This is a genomic window from Pseudomonas sp. GW456-L12 (assembly GCF_059424045.1).
In genome coordinates this window covers 13,024-34,825 of the sequence record NZ_JBWKZA010000035.1, presented here as the reverse complement: position 1 = coordinate 34,825, position 21,802 = coordinate 13,024, and the positions used below count along the sequence as shown (strand labels likewise).

Here is a 21,802-nt window from a genome sequence, read left to right as displayed (position 1 = left end):
GCTTTTGCCTGAAACACCGTTGCGGCCGCTACGTCGGAATGCCGCCCATACCGATCGCAGCCTCGCTAACGCTCGACAGCGGCTACAGGTCTGGAGTCGTGCGCGGTCTTGTAGCCGCTGCCGAGCCTGCGAGGCTGCGATCGAGGACGCAGTCCTCGCAAAACCTATGCGCGAGATTTACCTGAAATAACGCGTTGCCTGATTGGCATTCCGACGCAGTCCTCGCAAGGCCTACACACCTGGTTTGCCTGGAACCCTTCCCCCTCGCCTGTCCTGGGCGGCGAAGGTGTCCCAGGCGGCGGGCGCCTCAGGGCTGGGTCAGCTGCCGATACAACTGCGGAAGACGCAGGGGCAGCTGCTCGGGCTGGCGGATCAGGGTGTAGCCATTGGCCCCGAACAGGTACGGCAGGTAAGCCGCGGCCTCGCGGTCGATGGTGATGCAGAACGGTGTCAGCCCCTGGCGCCGCGCTTCCAGTACCGCCTCGCGGGTGTCCTCGACGCCATAACGGCCTTCGTAGAGGTCCAGGTCGTTGGGCTTGCCGTCGGTCAATAACAGCAACAGCTTGCGCTGGCGCTTGCAGCTGCCGAGCAGGCGCGTGGCCTGGCGAATCGCCGCGCCCATGCGCGTGTAGAAACCCGGCTTGAGCCCCAGGATGCGCCCGCGGGCGTGGTCGTCGTAACGCTGGTCGAAGGCCTTGAGTTCCTGCATGCGCACCTGCTGGCGGCGCAGCGAGGAAAACCCGTACAGGGCAAAGTCGTCACCGAGGCCGGCCAGGGTTTCGCCGAACAGCAGCAGGCTGTCGCGGATCACCTCGATCACCCGGTGCTCGTCGTTGAGGTGGGCGTCGGTGGACATAGAGACATCGGCCAGCAACAGGCACGCCAGGTCGCGCCGGGTCTGGCGCTGTTCCATGAACAGACCACGCTCGGCACAGGCGCCATGGGCACGCTCGACGTGAAAATCCAGCCAGGCCTGCAGGTCCAGTTCCGAGCCCTGGGGCTGCTGGCGCAACCATTGGCGCTCGTTGCGCAACTGCTGGAACTGCCGCCGCAACAACTGCGCCGACGGTTTCAGGCGCAACGGCAGCGGCTGCGCCTGGCAATCGCGCGGCACCAGCATCTGCAGGTTGACGAAGTGCTCTTGCAGGCGGCCCTTGCGGTAGTCCCATTCCGGCAGGTGGATGCCCTCGCCCAGGGGAATGTCGTCGACGTCGGCCGGCGGCAGGTCGAGGTGCAGCTTGAGGCCGCCGCCCTTGCGCAGGCGGGTGCGCGACAGGGTCAGTTCGTCCAGGTCGGCGGCGACCCGGGCGGCGTCCGGGTCTTGGCTGTCGTCGGCCCAGCGGTCGAGGTCCACATGCTCGGTCCAGCTGAACAGGTTCTCCAGGCGCACGATCAGCAGGCCGCCGTCGCGGCTGTGATCCTCGACCCGGCTAGCGCGCTTGCGCCCGCCCGCCTGCTCGCCGGCAGCGGTGGCCAGGTCCTCCGCCGAGTCCTCCAGATCGGCGGCCAGCGGGCTGGCCAGGTGCAGCGGCGGATACAACCACAGCGGCACGGGCCAGGCCGCGCGTTCGCTGCGGGGAAACTCGGCGACACTGCCGGGCTCGCGCAGGGCCTGGCACAGGGCGCGCTCCAGCGCGGCCTCGGGGCGGCTCAACGAGGTTGGATCGGGGCGCAGTTGCAGGTGCGCCTCCACCAGCCGCCGGTAGCGCTCACGCAACGCCGGGTAGCGTTGCAGCAGGCGCCGGGTCCAGCGCTGATTGTCCCGGCCCCAATGGCGCATCGGCCCGGACTGCGCCGTCAGCAGGGCCAGCCAGCGGTACAGTTCCTCATTCAACGCCGCCTCGGGGAACACCGCGAGGCTGGCCGGCAGGCGCAGGTTGTCGGCGTCGCACCAGGCCAGGGGCGTTTGCCGGCAGGTGCCGGCGATCTGCTGCAACAGGCTGCGGCGCAACAGCAGGTCGCGCTCGCTGGCCGCCTCGACGCCGCGGCCGGCGCCGCCCATGGCCCGCAACAGCAGGGCCAGGGAACGTTGGCGCGGCGCCAGCTCGATTCGCGCCTCGGGAAAATCCACGCTGGCGCGCCGGGTGATGAAACGATGCCAGACACTGCCGACCCACTCTTCCAGTTCCAGGGTAAAGGCCATGGAGCCTCCTTTTTCGAATGCAGGAAAACGGTGCGCTGTAGCCGCTGCCGAGCCTGCGAGGCTACGTTCGAGGTGGGCGGCATTCCGACGTAGTCCTCGCAAAACCTGCGCGCGCGGTTTGCCTGAAAGACCGCATGGCCCGGCTTGCGGCCGCTGCGTCGGAATGCCGCCCAAACCGATCGCAGCCTCGCTGCGCTCGGCAGCGGCTACAGGCGGCTACATATCAAGGGGTCACAGAGGTGGCGACGCGCAAGGCGGCGCGGCCGCGCTGGCGGAAGCTCAGCAGGTGGCACAGCAGCCCGACGAAGAACCCCAGCCCGCTGACCAGGCGTGCCCAGAACAGCCCATTGAGATGCTCCACCGTGGCCATGAACGGCATCGCCGCGCCGTCCTCGGCCCAGCGTTGCAGCAGCACCTGGACCACGCCTGCGGCGGTGAGCAACAGGGTGATCATCACCATCGACAGGGTCATCAGCCAGAAGCCCCAGACTTCCAGGGTCTGCGAGCGCTCGTCCGCCGCTTCGCCGAGCCCGCGCAGGCGCGGCATGGCGTAGCTGATCAGGGTCATGACGATCATCGCGTAGGCGCCGTAGAACGCCAGGTGGCCGTGGGCCGCGGTCAGTTGAGTGCCGTGGGTGTAGTAGTTGACCGGCGCCAGGGTATGCAGGAAACCCCAGACCCCGGCACCGAAGAACGCGGTCACCGTGGTGCCCTTGGCCCACAGCGTGGCGGCGCGGTTGGGGTGCTGCCGGCGGCGGTTCTTCACCAGGCTGAAGGCGAAGATCACCATGGCCAGGAACGGCAGCGGCTCCAGGGCCGAGAAGATCGAGCCGACCCACAGCCAGACCTCGGGCGCGCCGATCCAGAAGAAGTGGTGGCCGGTGCCGATGATCCCACTGATCAGCGCCATGGCGATGATCACGTAGAGCCATTTCTCCACCACTTCGCGGTCCACGCCGGTGACCTTGATCAGCACGAAGGCCAGCATCGCGCCCATGATCAGCTCCCACACGCCCTCCACCCACAGGTGCACCACCCACCACCAGTAGAACTTGTCGCGGGCCAGGTTGGCCGGGTTGTAGAAGGAGAACAGAAAGAACACCGCAAGGCCGATCAGCCCGGTCATCATCACCATGCTGACGGTGGTCTTGCGGCCTTTGAGCAGGGTCATGCCGATGTTGTAGAGAAAGCCCAGGCACACCAGTACTATGCCCATCTTGGTGATGGTCGGCTGCTCGAGGAACTCGCGGCCCATGGTCGGCAGCAGCTCGTTGTGGGTCAGCCGGGCCAGGCCCGCGTAGGGCACCAGCAGGTAGCCGAGGATGGTCAGCACGCCGGCGGCGGCGAACACCCAGAACAGCAGCAGCGCCAGTTTCGGGCTGTGCAGTTCGCGGTCGGCCTCTTCCGGAATCAGGTAGTAGGCCGCCCCCATGAAGCCGAACAGCAGCCAGACGATCAGCAGGTTGGTGTGGACCATGCGTGCCACGTTGAAGGGAATGATCGGGAACAGGAAATCGCCGATCACGTATTGCAGGCCCATGATCAAACCGAACAGCACCTGGCCGAGAAACAGCATCAGGGCAAACACGAAGTAGGGTTTGGCCACGGCCTGCGAGGCGAATTTCAGGTGTGGATTGGCAAGACGCATCGTTCAGCCCTCCTTGTTTGGCGGCCAGCCATTGGTATTGATCTTCGAACTCCACTTGAGGAATTCGGCGATGTCGTCGACCTCCTGCTGGCTCAGGTTGAATTGCGGCATGGCCCGGCGTCCGGGTACGCCCAGCGGTTGCATCTTCATCCAGGCTTGCAGGAAGGGCTTGAAGCCCTCCTCGCCGCCGCGACGCTGGAACACGTTGCCCAGCTCCGGCGCGAAGTAGGCGCCCTCGCCCAGCAGCGTGTGGCAGCCGATGCAGTTGTTCTGTTCCCAGACCGTCTTGCCGCGCACCACCGCCGCGCTCAACAGCGCGTCGTTGCTGCGTACGGGAAAGGTCTGCTCCGTGTGATAGGTCAAGGCCAGGAAGATCAGGAAGAAGAACACGCTTCCCCCGAAATAGATGTTCCTGGCCATGCCTTTGGTGAAGTTCTGCGACATGCTCGCTTCCTCTTGGCTTGGCCCGGCCATGATAGGAAGCGCGGGGCATAAACCCGCTTGATGGCAATCAAGAAACGCCGATGGTTTTACTCGGGTATTACCGGCCCAGACTAAGGATCAACCCCAGCAGCAAGGCCAGCGCCAGCGGCCAGCCGAGCAGCAGCCAGCGCCACAGGCGCGGCCCGTGGCGCAGCTCCATGAAGCCGTCGACGATCAGCCAGGCCTTGGCCACCGCCAGCAGCAGGATCAGCAGCGCCAGCCCGCGTGGTGCGCCCTGCCCCAGCCAACTGCCCAGCCACACCGTGCCGACGCTGAGGCCGGCCAGTGCGACCCAACAGCTCAACAGGAACCTGCCAGCGGACATGCGCACCTCGTCAATCCAGGACGTAGACCAGCGGAAACAGCAGCACCCAGACCAGATCGACCATGTGCCAATAGAGCACCCCGGATTCGAAACCCGAGCAGTTGTCGGCGCCATAGCGGCCTCTCAGGCAGCGCTGCGCCAGCCAGGCGAAAATCAGCATGCCCGGCAGCACATGGAGGAAATGAAAACCGCTGAGGATCCAGTACAGGGTAAAGAAGGTGTTGTGCTCCAGCCCCAAGCCCAGGCCCAGCAGGTGCCGGAACTCGCCGAGCTTGAGCAGCAGGTAGACCGTGGCCACCAGCAAGGCCGCCAGCAGCAGCGCCGCGCCCTGGCGTGGCCGCGCCCGGCGCACCCGTTCCTGGGCCAGCGCCGCCAGCAGCCCGGCGCTGAGCAGGCTCAGGGTCATGGCCAGGCCGGTGGAGCTGTCGAGCAGCTGGCGGCTTTCGGCGAACAGCTGCGGCTTGAGCCGCTGGGTCACCGCGAACGCGAGGATCAGGATGGCGAACACCGACAGCTCGGCGAGGATGAACAACCACATCGCCAGGTCCCCCGGCAGGTGGCGCCGCGAGGCCTCGGTGGCTGCCGCGGCGGAGTCAGCCGAAGTGCACATCGACCACGTCCATCAGCGCCGCCACCGTCACCGGGTCATCGCTCAGGGGTTCGGCCAGGCACGCCAGGCAGGCTTCGCGCGGCGGCATGCCGGCGCCGATCATGCGCGCGGTGAAAATCAACAGCCGGGTGGACGCCACCTCCTCCAGGTCATGCTGCTCCAGACGGCGCAGGGCCTGCCCCAGCCCGACAATCTGCCGCGCCAGCGCAGCATCCACTTGCGCCTCGCGCTGGACGATGCGTTCCTCCTCGGCCGGCGGCGGATAGTCGAAGCGCATCGCCACGAAGCGCTGGCGGGTGCTGGGCTTCATGCCCTTGAGCAGGTTCTGGTAGCCGGGGTTGTAGGACACCACCAGCATGAAGGACGGCGGCGCCCGCAGCACTTCGCCGGTGCGTTCCAGGAACAGCTCGCGGCGGTCGTCGGCCAGGGGGTGCAGGACCACCACCGTGTCCTGGCGCGCCTCGACCACTTCGTCGAGGTAACAGATGCCACCCTCGCGCACCGCCCGGGTCAGCGGCCCGTCCTGCCACCAGGTGCCCTGGGCGCCGATCAGATGGCGGCCGATCAGGTCGGCGGCGCTGAGGTCGTCGTGACAGGCCACGGTGTGCAGCGGCAGGTTCAGGCGGTGTGCCATGTGCTGGACAAACCGGGTCTTGCCGCAGCCCGTGGGGCCTTTGATCAGCACCGGCATGCCGTGCCGCCAGGCCTGTTCGAACAGCGCCTGTTCATTGTTCAAGGGTTGATAGAAGGGTTCGCAAGCCGTTCCGAGATCCATGGGCTACCTGATTCACAGCGGGGTTCGGGGACCACGCTAAGGCGCCACGCAAGGGAGCGGCAAGCGAACCGGCGGGCAAACTTGATCGCCGTCAAGCGTGCCGCGCCGGGCTGCGCTCAGGCCTCGAAATAACTGCCTGCAATCAACGCTCGCAATCGGGCTCGACGCACTCGCAACCAGAGGCTTGCCCCGGGCTGTCCAGGTCCTCCTGGAACAGCTGGCAGATGCTGTCCACCTCCAGCCGACCGGCGGGCAGGATGCTGATAAAGCGCTCCGAAAGCTCCACCAGGCCGTTCCAGCTCAGCTGTTGCAGGCGCAGCCAGGCGGACGCGAAATACTGGCGGAAGATCAGCCCGTAGCGGCTTTCGATGGCCAGGATATCCAGCTCCAGGTCACACGCCAGGCGCTCCATGACCAGCTGCCGGACCTGGTCGCCGGCCTCGCAGCGCCAGCCGCGACGGGTCGCCAGCTGGCCCAGGTCCAGCTGTTGCAGATAGTCGTCGAGCCGCTCGCTGTTCTGCGTATACAGCTCGTCGAACTGGCTGATGGCGCCCAGGCCGAAGCCCACATGGTCGCAATAGCCGTGGCAAGTAAACCCCTGGCAGTTGCGGCGCAGCCGGCCGCGCTCCTGGGCCATCATCAGGTCGTCGTCGGGGCGCACGAACTGGCCCAGGCCGATGTACTGGTAACCCGCCGCCAGCAGGCGCTCGAAGCAGATGCGCCGCATCGTCTCCTTGGCCTCCTGGCTGCAGGCCGCCGCGGGGCGCTCCTGGCTCTGGCGCCGGTAGCGCAACGGTGGCTGGGCATAGTCGAACACCTGCAGGCGGTCGGGCTCCAGCTCGATCAGGGTGCCCAGCTTCGAGGCGAAGCTCGCAGGGGTCTGCCAGGCATGGCCATACCCCAGGTCGACATTCACCGAGCGATAGCCAAAGGTCCGCGCCGCATCGATCAGCGAATGGATGGGCGCCGGGTTCTGGTAGCAGGCCACCGACAACTGGCTGTCGCTGCCGATATCCGGCACCCCGATATTGACCTGATTGAACCCCTGGTCACGCAGCAGGCCCATGGTCGCCCAGTCGGTGTGGTGCAGGTCGACGTCGATGCTGTAGTCGCCGCAATCGTGTTCGAGGAAGTGAAAGCGCTGGCGCAGGTGCTGCATCAAGCGTTGCAGCTGCGCCGCCTCCGGGGTGCCGCCACCCAGGTGGAACTGCTCGATACGCTGCTCCGGCGCCAGGTGGCAGCCCACCAGGTCGATCTCGCGTTCCAGCCGCCGCAGGTAGCTTGCGCCAGCGTCCACCGGCGTGCCCGCCAGGCGCGGCGGGAACTGCACGTTCAAGGACAGCGGCCGGCGCTTCTGCCGGCTGTTGCGCAATGCCCGCAGCAGGTCCAGGGAGCCGATGCCGCCGTGAAAGCGGCGGGTGTCGACATGGCAGTTGGGGTCGAGCACACCTTGATCGCGTCGAACGACCGGCTCGCTGCGGTGCGGGAGTAGATCGGGCATGACTGGGCTCCATGGCTGGCGGTGGAGGGCCAGTGTCCGGCGTTAACACCCGGGGCTCCTTGACTTGCATCAAGCGTGGGGTCGGCGCCGACCTACCAGTTCAGGTAGAACATGCCCTTGGCCAGCAGCACGATCAGCAGCATATGGCTGAACAGGCTGTGATGGATAAAGCGCGAATAGCGGGCATTCATGCGCCCGTTCCGAAACAGCAGCATGGCCACCAGGAAATGCCCGAGCACGCTGGCGGCCAGCACAATCTTCAGCAGCAGCAAGGTGCCGAACGACGACGCCAAGGGCGCTGCCAGCACCGGCAGGTAACGCACCCAGACCATGCCCAACCCGGCGCCGAACAGCACCAGCAGCACCCAGGGCATCAGTTGGCGGGCACGCCGGGCGATGCCCTGTTCGAGCAGCACCATAAGCTTGGCCGGCAGTTGCTGGCGGATGTGTTCCAGGAACAGCACTTCGAAAAACACCGTGCCGATGAAGACCAGCGCGGCGAACAGGTGCAAGGTGAGCAGCAGCGGATAGATCATCGCTTCAGCCTCCGGTCACCGTCGGGAAAAACGCCACCTCGTCGCCGTCGTCCAGCGCCTCGTCGAGCCCGCACAGGTCCTGGTTGCGGGCACACATCAGGCTCGGTTCGTCCAGCACCCGCCAGATGCCGCAGCGGCTCGCCAGGTGCCGGCGCAGGTGCTCGAGGCAGGCGAAATCGCCTTCGACCACCTCGCTCGCGCAGCCCAGGGTTTCCCGGTAGCGGGAGAAATACTGCACCTGCAGCCTCATGCCGACGGCGCCTGGTAATCGCCGCTCTTGCCCCCGGACTTGCGCAACAGCCGGATCGATTCGATATGCATGCCGCGGTCCACCGCCTTGCACATGTCGTACAGCGTCAGGGCGGCGACGCTGGCGGCGGTCAGCGCCTCCATCTCGACCCCGGTCTGCCCGGCCAGCTTGCAGCGCGAAACGATGCGCACGCGATGCTCATCCTCGAGGCTCAACTCGACCACCACGCTGCTCAGCAGCAACGGATGACAGAGCGGGATCAGCTCGCTGGTGCGCTTGGCCGCCTGGATGCCGGCGATGCGCGCCACCGCGAACACATCGCCCTTGGGATGCCCGCCGCCGACGATCAACCGCGCGGTCTCGGCGCGCATATGCACCCAGGCCTCGGCCACCGCCTCGCGAAAGCTCACAGGTTTATCGGTGATATCGACCATGCGCGCACGGCCGAGGGAATCGAGGTGGGTCAGTACCGCGTCGTTCATGGACAAAAAGCCTTGTGGTTTCGACTAAGAATGCGATGGGCTCGGACCAGGCGAAATCGCCCCGGCCTCGCACGTTGCCGCGAGACTACCGCCCCGCCCCGCTGGCGCGGTTGACGTCAATCAAGAAAGCCACAAGTCCCCGAGGGGGTCGTCATCACCCCATTCACTGTGTAAGGCCTAAAGAGCGGCCGCACCCATGATCCGCCGCTTCAATCGCGATAACCCGCAAGCCGCAGGTAGCGTTCGCCTTCCGATTGCAGCTGCGCATCGCTCGCCGCCAACTGGGCCTGAGCTTCGGCCAGGTTTTTCCGGCAGCCATTCCAGCGGCAATCCGGCAGCTGTTTGCTCAGTGAATTGGACGACACATTCGCGGCGCTCGCCTCCAATCGCTCGCCATTGCTCCAATCCATCCGCCACTCGGTGTCGGGCAAGTGCTCGGCACCGTTGTCGTAATGCAATTGCCCACGGTAGCGCATCAGCTTGCCTGCGAAGAACAGCCAGGTTTCGCGCTTGACCGCTACGTGCCCCTCGATCGCCCGCTCGGCGCCCGCTTCGGCCAGCAGCTCCACCTGCGCGAGGGGACCGCTTTGGGTCAGATGCAACCACACGCCCTTGGGCGCGTTGTAGTGCTTCAAGCCGTACCAGCGCGGTGTGCTATCCGGCATCACGACGGTGCTGATGCGTTCCTTGGCACTATACGAATAGAGTCGCCTGGGAAACTGATTGAGCTTGACGGCAGCCGGCACGCGGCCGGTCCTGGCCCAGTCCGGCGATGCCTCAAGCCGCTCCTGCAGGTCCAGGCTCAAGTGCCCCGGCCATGCCAGCTGTCGCACGCTGCCGTCCGGCGCCTTCAGGTTGGCACGCAGGGTCGTCACCGCCATAGGATCGCCAGGGTGGCTATCTCCCCCTGGCGTTCTGACGGCGAGATCCACCATCTGATAACCGGGTACATCCTGCTTCGGGAAGACCAGCGCAATACTCAGGGGTTGCTTGCGTCGCTTGGAGAACCCCCGCCGTGCCTCCCACGACAAATCGCGGGCCCAGCTTGTAAACAAGGGCTCGCGCCACAGCGCCTCCGCCGGTGCGCGCAATTGGGCATGGCTGAAGCTGTAATGCTCGGCAGGTGTTTCGGGCAACTCGAAGCGCAGCTTCAGCGGCTGCCCCGCACTGCCCTGCAACACCTGTGCGCGAACCGTCACTTGGCGCCGCACCGGCAAGCTTTCCATCTCGAAACGAGGCGCCGGGACACAGACGGTACCGACCATGCAGGTGAACAGCTGCAAGCTGGGCCGCGTCTTCTGCGTCTTGCCCTTGCTACCGATAGAGGGGAAGTAATAGGCAACGAGCTCAGCCCCCGTCCATACTTGCGGCCACAATCGCGCCTGGGTCGATTCATCGAGGTAGGCAATGGAGCTGTCGGCCAGTTCGACCTCCAATGACAGCGACGCCGCCTGCAGGGGCACAACAGATGAGGCCACCAGCAATGCAGCGGTCGCGATGGCGCGCCGCAGGGTCGTTCTGCTAGCCGAATTGGCGAAAAACAGGATTGTTTGAATGAGCATTCTCCCTCCATGGAAATGAAACGACACATCGATACAGCACCACTCAGGAAGCAGCAATGACCAGCATCATGGACCCCACCTTGCGCGGAACCGGCAGGATCACCGGCGCGTTCTTCAACCCGGCGGGGGATATCGCCGCCGTGGTCTCGGAGTTTGCGTTGCTGGTCAATCCGCCCGCGCGCGCGGCCTATGGCGGCACCGGCTTGCGTTATCGGCTCGGCCTGTACCGACGTGGCGAGCCGGTGCCGTTCGCCATCTTCGACGAACTGTGCCTGCCGATCAACGACGTGGGTTTCCACCCCACCCTGCCCCGTATCGTGATCGGCGCCGGCCGCTATGACGGCGGCTACCTGTTCGAAGGCGAGCTGGCGGTGTGGAACTGGCAGACCGGCCAGAGCCGGCGCCCTTTTGCCGATATTCCCGAAGTGGTGCGCTGCCGCTACGACGCCAGCGGCGAGCGGATCGAAGCCTGGGTGCGGCCATGGAACGAAGAATGGGACGGGCTGGACGACAGCGACTGGTCGGTGATCCTCGACACCCTGTTCCTGGTGCAGGCCGATGACAGCGAGGCAGCCTGGGCTGGGCAAGCGCCCGCGGTGCTGGAACTGGACCCGGCCGCGACCGTCGAGGCCTCGGGCCTTGCCGCAGATGACCAGCGCCCACCAGCCATGCGCCTGGCCCACTGGCTGGGTCTGCCCGAGCTGGAATGCCGGGGCGCGATCCGCGATATCGCCTGGCTCGGCCCGGACCGCCTGGGCGTCACCCACGACGGCTGCCTGCTGGATATCTACGGCACGGACGGCAGCCGGCTCGCCCACCATGGCGGTTCGGGCTACGGCGCCGAGATCCTGCGCGGGGCCGGTGTGCATGTGCACGGGGTGCTGGTGCAGGACGGGCCCGAGGCCTATCGCCGCGATTCCCGCTTGTATGCCCTGACGGACAACGGCCTGGTCCTGGTACAGGAATACGACGATGAATACACCTTTTCGGCCGCCAGCGACGGCCGCCTGCTGGGGCGGCGCAACCGCCTGAGAGGGCCCGGCTCGAAGGCCGTCGACGTCCTGCTCGACCCGACTCGCGACAGTGTCCAGCCCGTCGATGTCGGCCACTACGACTGCTTCAACCACTACATCGGCATCAGCGGCGCGCCCCATCTGTTCGCACTGCAGGGTACGCCGGCCAGTTCCCACGAACACAAGTACCTGTGCATCGTCCAGCCCGACGGCACGCTGCAAAGACTCTGGCCGCTGCTCAGGCAGGACGGCACCCGGGCCAGCCACGCCATGGAATGCCGCGGCGCTTATGTGGCGGATGCCCTGGGCGCGAGCGTGGTCATCGCCGGCCAGCACTACAACCCTTCGGTCGGCGATGCGTACCAGGGCTTCATCTACCGCCGGCACCTGGAGCGCGGCCAGGAACTGTGGCGGCATTCCACCCCGGCCTCGCCCAGCGCGATCGTCCACCTGCCCGAAGCCGGCCTGGTGGCGGCGGCTTTCCTGGACGGAACGCTCATGCTGATCGATGCCCGCAGCGGGCAGCTACGGCTGAACGCCAAGGCGCGGATCGACGGCTTGCCGACCCTCATCCATGCCATGGACGCCCACGCCGGGCAACTGGCGCTGGGCACCGTGGATGGCCGGATTGCCGTGAAGCCGGTCGCTGATCTGCTAGGCGCCAATGACATCCGGGGATGGGTAGAGATCGGCTGAGTCATGCCTCTCTCCAGGCCTGCACGCCCAGGTAAAAACCGATTCTCTGGGCGCGGCAGGCCGAGGTTCTCAGATCAGGACAGTGCTTCTTCGCAGTACCGAAAGAGCTCGCCCAAGGTGAATTGCGGCCACTGCGTAATCCAGGAATCATTTATTCGCATGCGCTTACTTTTGTGAAAACCACACTTTGACTTTTCGTTTAACCGGGAGCGCAAACAGATGAATAAATATGCAAGAAAAAGCAATCCACCCAATAAATGGATGCTCTGAAATTATCTCGGGCCGATTCCCCAAGAACAGAAAGTCATCATTCTGAAGAATGTCCATGTAAGGCACGACAAAAAGACCATTGAGCACCAAACAGAAATAAAACCTGGCGTAATTCAAATCGCTGCTAGAGAGGCGCACCTTCAGAAAGTAGGCAACACTAATGCCACAGGCGGCCAAAACAGGAAAAACCCACAAAATCATTTTCCGGATTCTCGGTACACCTGCTTTCCTGTTTGGACGTCGGTATATATTTCAAAACCCATCGCGCCTGCCCCCATGTTTTTATAGGATCGTACATAGTCTGCTCTGACGTATCGAAACAAGCGCCAGGCATCTGGTTTTAATACAAATCGACCAAGAGCATATGTAGACAGCCCTAAGTCGGCCGAACCATAGACCATATTTCCTTCGCGGGCCCCGTAACCGACTGCCTTGGCTGCAGCTTGATACCCCTTCCTGACTGGGCCTTCTGTATCAATGCGGTCCTCTAAAAGATTACGCCCGTTTTCATAAACGTTATTTGCTCCATGGGCCATCATCGGCACACCCGCCACAAGACACAGCGTCCCGGCCGAGCCGTAGCAGATCCCTGCGCCTGTTACAATTTGCATTGCCCCAGCGATGGTACCAGCACCTTTCTTGGCAATTTCCCAAGACTGACTCAGCAAGCTGCTCTGTTCGTTTTTTATATCCGCCAGACCCTGTTCAGGACTTTTTTTGCCTTGTGCTACATCACTAACAATGCTGCTTGCGTAATAAGAAACCTCACGATTGAACTGCAAACGCAAAGTGCCATTTTTAATGTGTCGGGCACCTAGCGTGCAGGCTTGATTCGCCAGGTTTCCTGCGGCCTTACTTACCATCCAATAATCACAACTGCCTGGCGTGCAACTCTCCCTTAAAGGTCCCACTCGTTACTCCCCCACGAGCTATGTCCGCTGGTGCCTGCTACGTGATGCGTCCAAGTAATATCGCGATAGCGAATCGCAAGATGTTCTTGAGGCTCAGCGTCGTTCTGCAAAACAATGTGAGGCATCTCAACGGTCAGGTCGGCGATAATTCCACCGCTAATTTCTACCGTGTAAAATTTTTCCTGATAACCAAATGAAGAAATTCGGTAGAAACTAATTGAACAGGCTATTTCCTCTCTGCTTGAGAGCGCTTGAGCAAGCAAGGGAGATGACTTGTCAATATTTTTTGTGACGGTAATTGGTCTGTGTGTTGGCTTATTGATATTGCCAATATTGACCATGTTGTGGCTGTAAGACAGCACCATGATTTCGTCGGTATGCGCCGCCTGGCATTTGTTGCCGATGGAGTCCTGGGTTGAGCAGCCCGCAGAAATCAGTCCTTGGGCCTTGCCGGTTATGGTCATGTAACCGTGATTAGCCATACGTGACCCTCCTTTTAGTCAGCTGGCCATCCTATTGAAAGAAGTTACAGGCGTGTTGTAGGGAATTTCCGAAATTTGTGCAGTCCTCAAGTCGCCCATCGGCAATGTGCTGCTGGATGCTCTGTGAAGCCTGGCGATACCCAGGGATGGGTGGAAATCGGCTGAGTCAGCCGCAGACAAAAACGCCACTCCCGGGAGTGGCGTTTTTTTATTGGCTGAACAACTTAGAACTGCGCCTTGAGGGTCATGGTGAAGTTGCGCGGATCGCCGTAGTAGTTGCCGAAGCTTTCGATGCCGATGGTGGAGTAGTAGCGCTTGTCGAACAGGTTGTTGCCGTTGAGCGCCAGCGACCAGGTGTCGTCGATGCGGTAGCCGATGCGGCCGTTCCACACCGCGTAGCCGGCCTGGGTGATTTTTTCGCCGGTGACCTGCGAGACCCGGAAGTTGTCGCTTTGCGCGTTGACCCCGGCGCCGATGCTGAAGCGCTCGAACGCGCCATCGAGGGCATAGTCGCCCCACAGGCGCAGCATATGGCGCGGCACATAGCTGTTGAACGCGGCGCCATTGAGCCCGCTGTCGATGTCGTCCAGGGTCTTGGTCTGGGTATAGGTGTAGCCGGCCAGCAGTTGCAGGCGCTCGATGACCTCGCCGCTGATTTCGGCTTCGAAGCCCTGGGCGCGGACCTTGCCGGAGTTCAGGTAGCAGTAGCCGTCCGATGACGCACAGCTGGAGTTGTAGTCGGTCTGCGCCAGGTCCTTCTGCACGGTCTGGAACAGGTTGAAGGCGCTGTTCAGGCGCCCTTCGAACCATTCGCCCTTGATCCCCAGCTCGTAACTTTCCCCCACCAGCGGCTTGAGCGCCGAGCCGCTTTCCGAGCGGAGGTTGCCCTGGGGCGTGAAGATCTCCGCGTAGCTGGCATAGGCGGTCAGGTTATCGTTGAGGTCCAGCAACAGGCCGGCAAAGGGCGTGACCTGGCCGGTCTCGGTGCTTCTGGCGTGCTCCGAAGTGCCCGAGTTGAGGAACACCGAATCGCTTTTCGAGCGGTACCAGCTGACCCGGCCGCCGACGACGAAGGTCAGGGGCTCCGCCAGCTTGAGCCGCAGGGTCGAGTACAGGCCACGCTGTTCGGTGACGGTCTTCACCGGGCCACCGCGGCTCGAGTTCTCAATGAAGTAACTGTCGTCCGGTTTCGGGATATGCCGGTCCGGGTTGAACACGTTCTGCTGCTGCGGCAGGAAGGCCACCGAGAAGAAATCGTCCTTGTCCGCGCGGCTGCCGTTGACCCCCACCACCAGCTCATGCTGCAGGCCGAACGCGGTGAACTTGCCGTCCAGGTAGGCATCGAGGCCGTAATCGACCTGGTCGTAGTCGTACAGGCTGCCGAGCATGCCGGTGGTGTCGACGCCGGGGGTCACCGCGCCGGAGGCGAAGGCGTATTTGATGTCCTGGGTGTTCTTGGTATAGACGCCGGCGACCTTCAGCGCCCAGTCGTCGTTGAGCTGGTGCTTGAGGTCGCCGAACACCGTGGTGCGCTTGCTGCGCCAGGTGTTCCAGGACGGGTCGAGGCAGGTCGAGCGACTGAGTTTCAGGTCGCTGCCGTCCTTGTAGCGCGGCAGGCCGCCCCAGCACGGGTTGGCGTCGACGTCTTCATAGGCGATGCCCAGGCCGAGGGTGGTGTCGGGGCTCAGGTCGAAGTCGAGCGCGCCGTAATACACCTGGTCCTTGCGACTGGCGTCGTCGATGAAGTAACGCCGGCTCTGCTCGGTCACCACCGCACGACCACGCAGGGTACCGGACTCGTTGAGCGGGCCGCCGGTGTCGACCTGGCCGCGGTAGTTGTCCCAGCTGCCGCCGGACAAGGTGACTTCGGTCTGCGGCGTGCCCTGGCCGCGCTTGCGCACGAAGTTCACCCCGCCGGCGGTGCCGCCCGCGCCTTTCATCATCCCGGCGGCGCCACGGAGGATTTCCACCCGGTCGTAATAGGCCATGTCGCCGCTGAAGCTGTCGGCCTGGGCATACTGGTTGCCCATGTCCAGCGGCACGCCGTCGTACTGATACTGGCCCGACATGCGAAAGCCGCGGGAGTAGAAATACTTGCCGCCCATGGTCGAGTCGTAGACGGTGATGCCCGGGGTCTTTTCCATGACCTGGTCGATGCTGTGCAGGTTCTGGTCGTCGAGCATCTTGCGGGTCATCACCGTTACCGATTGCGGGGTCTCGCGCAGCGAGTGCTGGCCCTTGCCGATGGTCACCGCCCCGGTGGTGTAGGAGCCGCTGCCCTCGGTGGTTGCCCCCAGCAATTGGCCGTCGATGTTGGTGGCGCCCAGTTCCAGCGCCGAGCCGAGCACCGGCACCGCGCGCAGCACATAGCTGCCGTTGGCCTGGGGCTCGGCGCGCAGACCGCTGCCGCGCAGAATCCGCGCGAAACCTTCATCGACCCCGAACTGGCCCTTGAGCCCGGGCGATTGCCGGCCCTGGGTTTGCTGCGCATCAAAGGAAATCGCCGCCCCGGCGGCGCTGGAAAAACGGGTCAGCACATCCACCAGGCTGCCGGCGCCGATGTCGTAGGCGCGGACCTGGCTCTGCTGCGCCACGGCCCCTGTGGCCGGGTCGGCATTCGCCGAACAGGCGCTGGCCATGGTGGTTGCCAGCAAAGCGACTTTCACTGCGTTCGCCAGACGACCTGGCGCGTTCACCCGAGACATGCTCCCTCCCCCAAAACGGTCAATAACAACTCACTGAGGGATGAGCCGAACGGTGCGCTCGAAAAGTGCAGGCGCCGCAGAATTTTTTATCCAAGGTGCCTGTTCAGCGCGAATCGGCCCGGGCGACCTGGACCCAGAAACGGCTGTAGCGGGTCACGCGCAAGGCAAACCCACTCTCCAGCGCCGCCAGGGCCAGGTCGGTGTCATCGATGGGAAAGACCCCGGAGACTTTCAGGTCGCCGATGGCCGGGTCCCAGCGCAGCACGCCGGGGCGATAGCGCGACAGGTCGTTGAGCAGCGCCGCCAACGGCCGGTCGATGGCGATGATGCTGCCCTGCTGCCAGGCGCCCACCGAAACGTCGTTGCCCCGTGGCGTGCCCAGGCTGCGCTCGTCGAACGCCAGCCGCTTGCCGGCCTCGACGCGCATCGCCGGACCGCCGCCCGGCACGCTGACCTCCACCGCCTTTTCCAGCACCGCCACCTCGCCGCCCCCGGCCTGGCTGCGCACGATAAAACGCGTGCCCAGCGCCAGCACCTCGGCGTGGCGGGTGACCACCTTGAAGGGCCGCTGCAATGGATCAGGCGCGGTGCTCACCAGGATCTCGCCCCACAGCAGCTCCAGCACCCGCTGGCGCCCATCGAAGCGCAGGTTGACCGAGGTGTCAGTGTTGAGCAGCAGGCTGCTGCCGTCCGCCAGGCGCAATTCGCGGCGCTCGCCCACCCGGGTGCGGTAGTCGCACATCAGGTTCTGCGCGGCCTGGCTGCGCCAGCCCAGCCAGCCCAGGGAACCGGCGCAGGTCAGCAGCAAGGCGCTGCGCAGCACCTGGCGTCGGGAACTATTGCCGGCCTGGCTCAAGGTCGGCGCCGCCAGGGCGCCCGGCACGCTGGCCATCTGCTCGGCCACGGCGGCCATTCTCTGCCAGGCCTGGCGATTCAGTGGATCGGCCGCCAGCCAGCTGTCCCAGGCGGCCCGGTCGGCGTCGGTCGCCGTGCCGGAATGCAGGCGGGCATACCAGCGCGCCGCGACGCCGATGGCCTTCACTTCCTCGGCAGGCAGGCTCATGGGAGTTGCAACTGGATCTGCATCAGGCAGCAATGCTCCATGGCCTTGGCCATGTGGTTGTTCACCGTGCGCACGCTGACGCCCAACTGCTCGGCGATTTGCGGGTAGGTCAGGCCACTGAACTGCGACAGGATAAAGGTCTGCTTGACCCGCGGCCCCAACCCTTGCAGCAGGCGGTCGATCTCCATCAACGCCTGGAACAGGATCGCCTGTTCCTCCGGCGACGGCTGCAGGGCCTCGGGCATGGCGGCCAGCACGTCAAGGTAGGCCTGCTCCAGCGAACGCCGGCGAAACAGGTCGATCAGCAGGCCCTTGGCAATCATCGACAGGTACGAGCGCGGCTCGCGGATGTCCAGCGCGGAGCGGGCCTTGATCACCCGGACGAAAGTGTCCTGAGCCAGGTCCGCGGCATCGAAGGCGTTGCCCAGGCGCTTGCGCAGCCAGCCCTGGAGCCAACCGTGATGGTCACAATACAGATCGTTGACAGCACTGCGTAAGGACAAGTCGTTGGCGGGCATGACAATGGAATAATTCGCGACTGATAATGACTCGCATTGTCATGTACGCCATCGCGGCTTGCAACAAATACCTGTGGCCGCGGCTCCAGGCGCGTTGGAGCGACAACCCTCCCCTTCGACCTTGGGGCTGGCTGTACTTGATCGCGACGCGGAACCGCCCTGACGGCTAACCCGTGCAATCGCTCGTCTAGGCAAAAAACCGGTTCGCCGGACGTGGCAGCCCAAGGTTTTCGCGCAAGGTGGCGCCCTCGTATTCGCGACGGAAAATCCCCCGCCCCTGCAATTCGGGAACGACCTTGGCGACGAAGTCGTCGAGGCCGCCCGGCAGCCAGGAAAACATGATGTTGAAACCGTCGCTGCCGCGCGTCTCCAGCCATTGCTGCATGTCGTCGGCGATGCTCCGGGCGGTGCCGACAAACGACAGGCCGGCGTATCCACCGAGGCGCTGGGCCAGTTGACGGACCGTCAGCTGTTCGCGATCGGCCAGGGCCAATACGCGCTCGCGGGCGCTCTGGCTGGCATTGGTCTCGGGAATCGGCGGCAGGAAAGCGTCCGGATCGAACTGCGTCGCGTCCGTGCCCAGGGCGATGGACAGCGAGGCAATCGCGCTCTCGTAGTGCACCAGGCTGTCGAGGTGCGCGTGGATCCGCCGTGCTTCCTCCTGGGTATCGCCGACCACCACGAAGGCCCCGGGCAGGATCTTCAGGTGCTCGGGGTCGCGGCCGACGGCGAGCATGCGCCGCTTGATATCGGCATAGAACGCCCGGCCCTCCTCCAGCGTGCCGGGGGCGACAAAAATCACCTCCGCCGTTTCCGCGGCCAGCTGGCGCCCGGGCTCCGACGCGCCTGCCTGCACGATCACCGGCCAGCCCTGCACCGGGCGCGCGATGTGCAGCGGCCCGCGCACGTTCAGGTGGCGGCCGGCATGGTCGAGGCGGTGCAGCTTGTCCGGGTCGAAATACACTCCGCTGTCGGCATCGCGCACGAAGGCGTCGTCCGCCCAGCTGTCCCAGAGCCCGGTGACCACCTCATAGAACTCCCGCGCCCGGGCATAACGCTGGTCGTGGGCAAAGGCCTGCTCCAGGCCGAAGTTCAGCGCGGCGTCGGGATTGGCGGTGGTGACGATGTTCCAGCCGGCGCGACCGTTGCTCAAATGATCGAGGGAGGCGAAGCGCCGGGCGATATGAAACGGCTCGTCGTAGGTGGTCGAGGCCGTCGCCACCAGGCCGATGCGTTCGGTCGCCTGGCTGAGGGCGGACAACAGGGTGAAGGGTTCGAACGAGGTGGCGGTATGGCTGCGCTTCAAGGCGTCGATGGGCATGTTGAGCAAGGCCAGGTGATCGGCCATGAAAAACGCATCGAAACGCGCCCGCTCCATGGTCTGGGCGAAACGCTTGAGGTGGGCGAAGTTGAAGTTGGCATCGCGATAGGCGCCCGGGTAGCGCCAGGCGCCGGTGTGGATGCTGACCGGACGCATGAAGGCGCCCAGCTTGAGTTGGCGTTGCGCAGGCATGGCAAGCTCCTTGTGACGGCTCCTGGGTCAAGCGGCCCCGCAGCATCGACCGGGCGAACTTGGCCTGTCCAATAATCAAAGGTGCTGGCTTATGCCGTTATGGCGCAGCGCGCTGTCCGGCCCTGGACAGCCCCGCCGCCGCGGACGCCTGGAGGGCGGCAAGCATTCGCGGCGGGTTGAGGATGGCTCGGCACGCAGGAACCGCAATCGGCAGCCCAGCCTTCAAAGGTAGCTGAGGACGAAAGTCAGCGTGCCGTCGGCCTTGCCACTGGAAACCTGATTGGCAACCTGGATGTACCGGGCCGCCAGCTTCAACGAATTGATCCCGCCGCTGGCCAGCCCCATCATCTGCGGCTGCCCCAGGAGCATTGGCGTGTGGTTTGCCGTGGAAGCATTGAGCACCTGGATGCCGACCCCTGTCGCCGACTGCGCCGAAGAGGACAACCTGATGGTCCCCGGGTAGCCACCGACCTGATAGGTATTATCCAGGGTCAGGTTGACCCTGGCTCCCGCATCGCAGCGCAGGTCGATGGAGAAGTTCTTTTCCTGCGTCATGCTGCCCGGGCCGCGAAAGCTGTTCGCATCCACCCTGCCCATCTTCACCAGGATGCTGTTCTCCATCACGAAGCAGGACGACACCGCCACATTGACCAGGGGAAAAGTGAAGGTGTTGAGCTTCTTTTCATACAGACCACCCAGGACAGACTCAGGGCTGCTCATCACCGAGAAGTCCGGAAATCGAAAACTCCCCCCCGCCACATCCCCCAGCTTGATCAACTCGAAGGTGTGTTGGAGCGCGTAATATTTGTCCCCTCCCAGATAGGGAAAGGAGACGCCAGTCATGGGACTGGTGCTGTTGAGATCGGTACTGCTGAACGCATAGTTTCCCATGGGCGCCGACAGGCTCCACCTCAATCCGATCCCACTGTTGCTCGTCCTGAATGCCCCACGACTGACCCCAACCGCCGCATTGGAAGACGACTTGAAGTATTGGGCATAGCTCCCGGTTGGAAAGAAGCGGTTATTACATCGAATAGGGGTCTTGACCTCCACGGATGCCAGTACGCCGCCAACCGGGACGTCCCGTTGCACAACCAGCGAGCTGGAAAAAGGAACACTGATAACAGCGGGACCTAAAGGAAGGCAGACATCGGAAAGGGCGGCGACCGAGTACGGGGAGAACACACTGCCGGCCGCCGTAAGCCCTACAGTCCAGGCACTGAGCCCACGAATGCGGAACAAGAAATACTCCTCAGGAATTGGATGACTTGTGCGGCAACGCTACATAGAAGCTTCGACAGTCGATATAAGATATTTCCTAAAAATCAGCTTCATTCCCCATGATCAATTAGTGAATCTTGCACATGGAAATAGTGAAGTCTCCGCGCGACCGCCGAGGTCAGCAATCTGCCCGGAACTGCTGAGGCTATCGCCGAAGACTATAAAGCTGAAACAGGGAGAGGAAGTTGCGATCGATTGAGCGCGGACCAAGGACCAAGACTGCTGGCAAACGATAGGAACAACGCCTTTTTGATCATGAGCAAGTTCATTTCTTTGTTGTTTTAGAGAACGAAACGACAGCACCGAGACTTTTGCGTTTCTAACTATGGTTATGAGCCACATCGCCTGAAGGGGGCAGTCCCTCGATGCAGCGGATCTTGTCAGTGCCCATTACTGGGCCCTTTGCATCTCATTTTTCTTTTTCGGCTGGATGACCATGTCGGTCCGAGGGTGCGGCTCGGTGATCTTGCTACCGGTGGCGCGACCAACACTGGCAATCTGCTTGACGGTGTCGTAGACAATTTTCTCACCCAAGGTGGTATTGCCTGCGCTGATTACTTTGGCTCTGTCGATCAGAATGATGCGGTTCTGCTGGGTCAGATATTGAATGGTCACGGCATATGCCTGGGCCGGTTCAGGGTCTGTAGCTTTTTGCAATTGTTCGAAATAGGCCAGGTTGCCCACGGAGGTGACGACATCGACCTCGTTGTGGCTGCCCTTTTTCATGGTGACAGTCACAGTGTCGCCGGTGATCTTCATCGAACCCTGGGTAATGATGACGTTGCCGGTATAAGTAGCAAAACCTTGCCTGTTATCAATTTGACTGCGGTCGGCCTGAACTCGAATGAGTTGCTCACTGTCGTTCGGCAGCCCCCAGGCGTTCATGCTTCCCAGTGCCATGCCCAAGCCAAGCAAAACAGGAAAATATTTAACGAACTTCATGCCATCCACTCAATCACCCCTTGAGAGCGCAACTGATTCGAGCTGCCACAATGCACGATCTTGGTCTTGCAAAAAACGTGGGAATGGAGATTC

Annotated in this window: 20 protein-coding genes; 1 reads left to right on the top strand and 19 read right to left on the bottom strand. The window is 63.5% G+C overall.

Features of this window, described 5'->3' with window-relative positions; genetic code table 11:
* Window positions 1–307: 307 nt before the first annotated feature.
* The 11 genes from AC07Y9_RS28050 to AC07Y9_RS28000 all read right to left on the bottom strand — a co-directional run bounded on the left by AC07Y9_RS28050 (window position 308) and on the right by AC07Y9_RS28000 (window position 10,315).
* A complete protein-coding gene (locus AC07Y9_RS28050) occupies window positions 308–2,143 on the bottom strand; it encodes a nitric oxide reductase activation protein NorD (RefSeq protein WP_102680915.1) in 1,836 nt (611 codons plus the stop codon).
* A gap of 223 nt (window positions 2,144–2,366) precedes the next feature.
* Window positions 2,367–3,791 carry a cbb3-type cytochrome c oxidase subunit I gene (locus AC07Y9_RS28045; protein ID WP_102680916.1) on the bottom strand — a complete coding sequence of 475 codons (1,425 nt, stop codon included), beginning with the start codon at window positions 3,789–3,791 and terminating at the stop codon, window positions 2,367–2,369.
* Between the two features lie 3 nt (window positions 3,792–3,794).
* Window positions 3,795–4,235: a c-type cytochrome gene (locus AC07Y9_RS28040; protein WP_053261567.1), complete on the bottom strand. Its 441-nt coding sequence runs from the start codon at window positions 4,233–4,235 to the stop codon at window positions 3,795–3,797.
* A 97-nt stretch (window positions 4,236–4,332) separates the two neighbouring features.
* Complete coding sequence (locus AC07Y9_RS28035; protein WP_102680917.1) at window positions 4,333–4,599, bottom strand: cytochrome C oxidase subunit IV family protein; 267 nt, start codon at window positions 4,597–4,599, stop codon at window positions 4,333–4,335.
* 10 nt (window positions 4,600–4,609) lie between these two features.
* Window positions 4,610–5,209: a cytochrome c oxidase subunit 3 gene (locus tag AC07Y9_RS28030; RefSeq protein WP_102680918.1), complete on the bottom strand. Its 600-nt coding sequence runs from the start codon at window positions 5,207–5,209 to the stop codon at window positions 4,610–4,612.
* Window positions 5,193–5,984 (bottom strand): CbbQ/NirQ/NorQ/GpvN family protein, encoded by a 792-nt coding sequence (locus AC07Y9_RS28025; RefSeq protein WP_092295349.1) that lies wholly within the window; start codon window positions 5,982–5,984, stop codon window positions 5,193–5,195. The genes AC07Y9_RS28030 and AC07Y9_RS28025 overlap by 17 nt, the downstream gene beginning before the upstream one ends.
* Window positions 5,985–6,126: 142 nt before the next feature.
* Complete coding sequence (locus AC07Y9_RS28020; protein WP_102680919.1) at window positions 6,127–7,485, bottom strand: oxygen-independent coproporphyrinogen III oxidase; 1,359 nt, start codon at window positions 7,483–7,485, stop codon at window positions 6,127–6,129.
* A gap of 92 nt (window positions 7,486–7,577) precedes the next feature.
* Complete coding sequence (locus AC07Y9_RS28015; RefSeq protein WP_102680920.1) at window positions 7,578–8,021, bottom strand: CopD family copper resistance protein; 444 nt, start codon at window positions 8,019–8,021, stop codon at window positions 7,578–7,580.
* Between the two features lie 4 nt (window positions 8,022–8,025).
* Window positions 8,026–8,271, bottom strand: a complete 246-nt coding sequence (locus AC07Y9_RS28010) for a MoaD/ThiS family protein (protein WP_007929122.1) — start codon at window positions 8,269–8,271, stop codon at window positions 8,026–8,028.
* Window positions 8,268–8,753: a cyclic pyranopterin monophosphate synthase MoaC gene (moaC, locus tag AC07Y9_RS28005; protein WP_102680921.1), complete on the bottom strand. Its 486-nt coding sequence runs from the start codon at window positions 8,751–8,753 to the stop codon at window positions 8,268–8,270. Before moaC ends, AC07Y9_RS28010 begins: the two co-directional genes overlap by 4 nt.
* A gap of 209 nt (window positions 8,754–8,962) precedes the next feature.
* Window positions 8,963–10,315, bottom strand: coding sequence for a hypothetical protein (locus AC07Y9_RS28000; RefSeq protein ID WP_102680922.1), 1,353 nt, complete (start codon window positions 10,313–10,315; stop codon window positions 8,963–8,965).
* A 56-nt stretch (window positions 10,316–10,371) separates the two neighbouring features.
* Between AC07Y9_RS28000 and AC07Y9_RS27995 the strand changes: the two genes are divergently transcribed.
* Window positions 10,372–12,024, top strand: a complete 1,653-nt coding sequence (locus tag AC07Y9_RS27995; protein ID WP_102680923.1) for a hypothetical protein — start codon at window positions 10,372–10,374, stop codon at window positions 12,022–12,024.
* Window positions 12,025–12,491: 467 nt separating this feature from the next.
* On the opposite strand, the gene AC07Y9_RS27990 is transcribed toward AC07Y9_RS27995, so the two are convergent.
* The 8 genes from AC07Y9_RS27990 to lptA all read right to left on the bottom strand — a co-directional run bounded on the left by AC07Y9_RS27990 (window position 12,492) and on the right by lptA (window position 21,709).
* Window positions 12,492–13,157 (bottom strand): DUF4225 domain-containing protein, encoded by a 666-nt coding sequence (locus AC07Y9_RS27990; protein ID WP_102680925.1) that lies wholly within the window; start codon window positions 13,155–13,157, stop codon window positions 12,492–12,494.
* A 35-nt stretch (window positions 13,158–13,192) separates the two neighbouring features.
* Window positions 13,193–13,687 carry an Hcp family type VI secretion system effector gene (locus AC07Y9_RS27985; protein ID WP_102680926.1) on the bottom strand — a complete coding sequence of 165 codons (495 nt, stop codon included), beginning with the start codon at window positions 13,685–13,687 and terminating at the stop codon, window positions 13,193–13,195.
* 224 nt (window positions 13,688–13,911) lie between these two features.
* The gene (locus AC07Y9_RS27980; RefSeq protein WP_102680927.1) at window positions 13,912–16,392 is read right to left on the bottom strand and encodes a TonB-dependent siderophore receptor; all 2,481 of its coding nucleotides are present in this window, start codon (window positions 16,390–16,392) and stop codon (window positions 13,912–13,914) included.
* 103 nt (window positions 16,393–16,495) lie between these two features.
* A complete protein-coding gene (locus tag AC07Y9_RS27975; protein ID WP_102680928.1) occupies window positions 16,496–17,455 on the bottom strand; it encodes a FecR domain-containing protein in 960 nt (319 codons plus the stop codon).
* Window positions 17,452–17,973 (bottom strand): sigma-70 family RNA polymerase sigma factor, encoded by a 522-nt coding sequence (locus AC07Y9_RS27970; RefSeq protein ID WP_007923435.1) that lies wholly within the window; start codon window positions 17,971–17,973, stop codon window positions 17,452–17,454. Before AC07Y9_RS27970 ends, AC07Y9_RS27975 begins: the two co-directional genes overlap by 4 nt.
* A 187-nt stretch (window positions 17,974–18,160) precedes the next feature.
* Complete coding sequence (locus AC07Y9_RS27965) at window positions 18,161–19,486, bottom strand: LLM class flavin-dependent oxidoreductase (protein ID WP_102680929.1); 1,326 nt, start codon at window positions 19,484–19,486, stop codon at window positions 18,161–18,163.
* Window positions 19,487–19,708: 222 nt separating this feature from the next.
* Window positions 19,709–20,728, bottom strand: coding sequence for a fimbrial protein (locus tag AC07Y9_RS27960; RefSeq protein WP_102680930.1), 1,020 nt, complete (start codon window positions 20,726–20,728; stop codon window positions 19,709–19,711).
* 429 nt (window positions 20,729–21,157) lie between these two features.
* Entirely contained in the window at window positions 21,158–21,709 is a 552-nt protein-coding gene (lptA, locus tag AC07Y9_RS27955; RefSeq protein ID WP_102680931.1) for a lipopolysaccharide transport periplasmic protein LptA, read from the bottom strand.
* Between the last annotated feature and the right edge of the window lie 93 nt (window positions 21,710–21,802).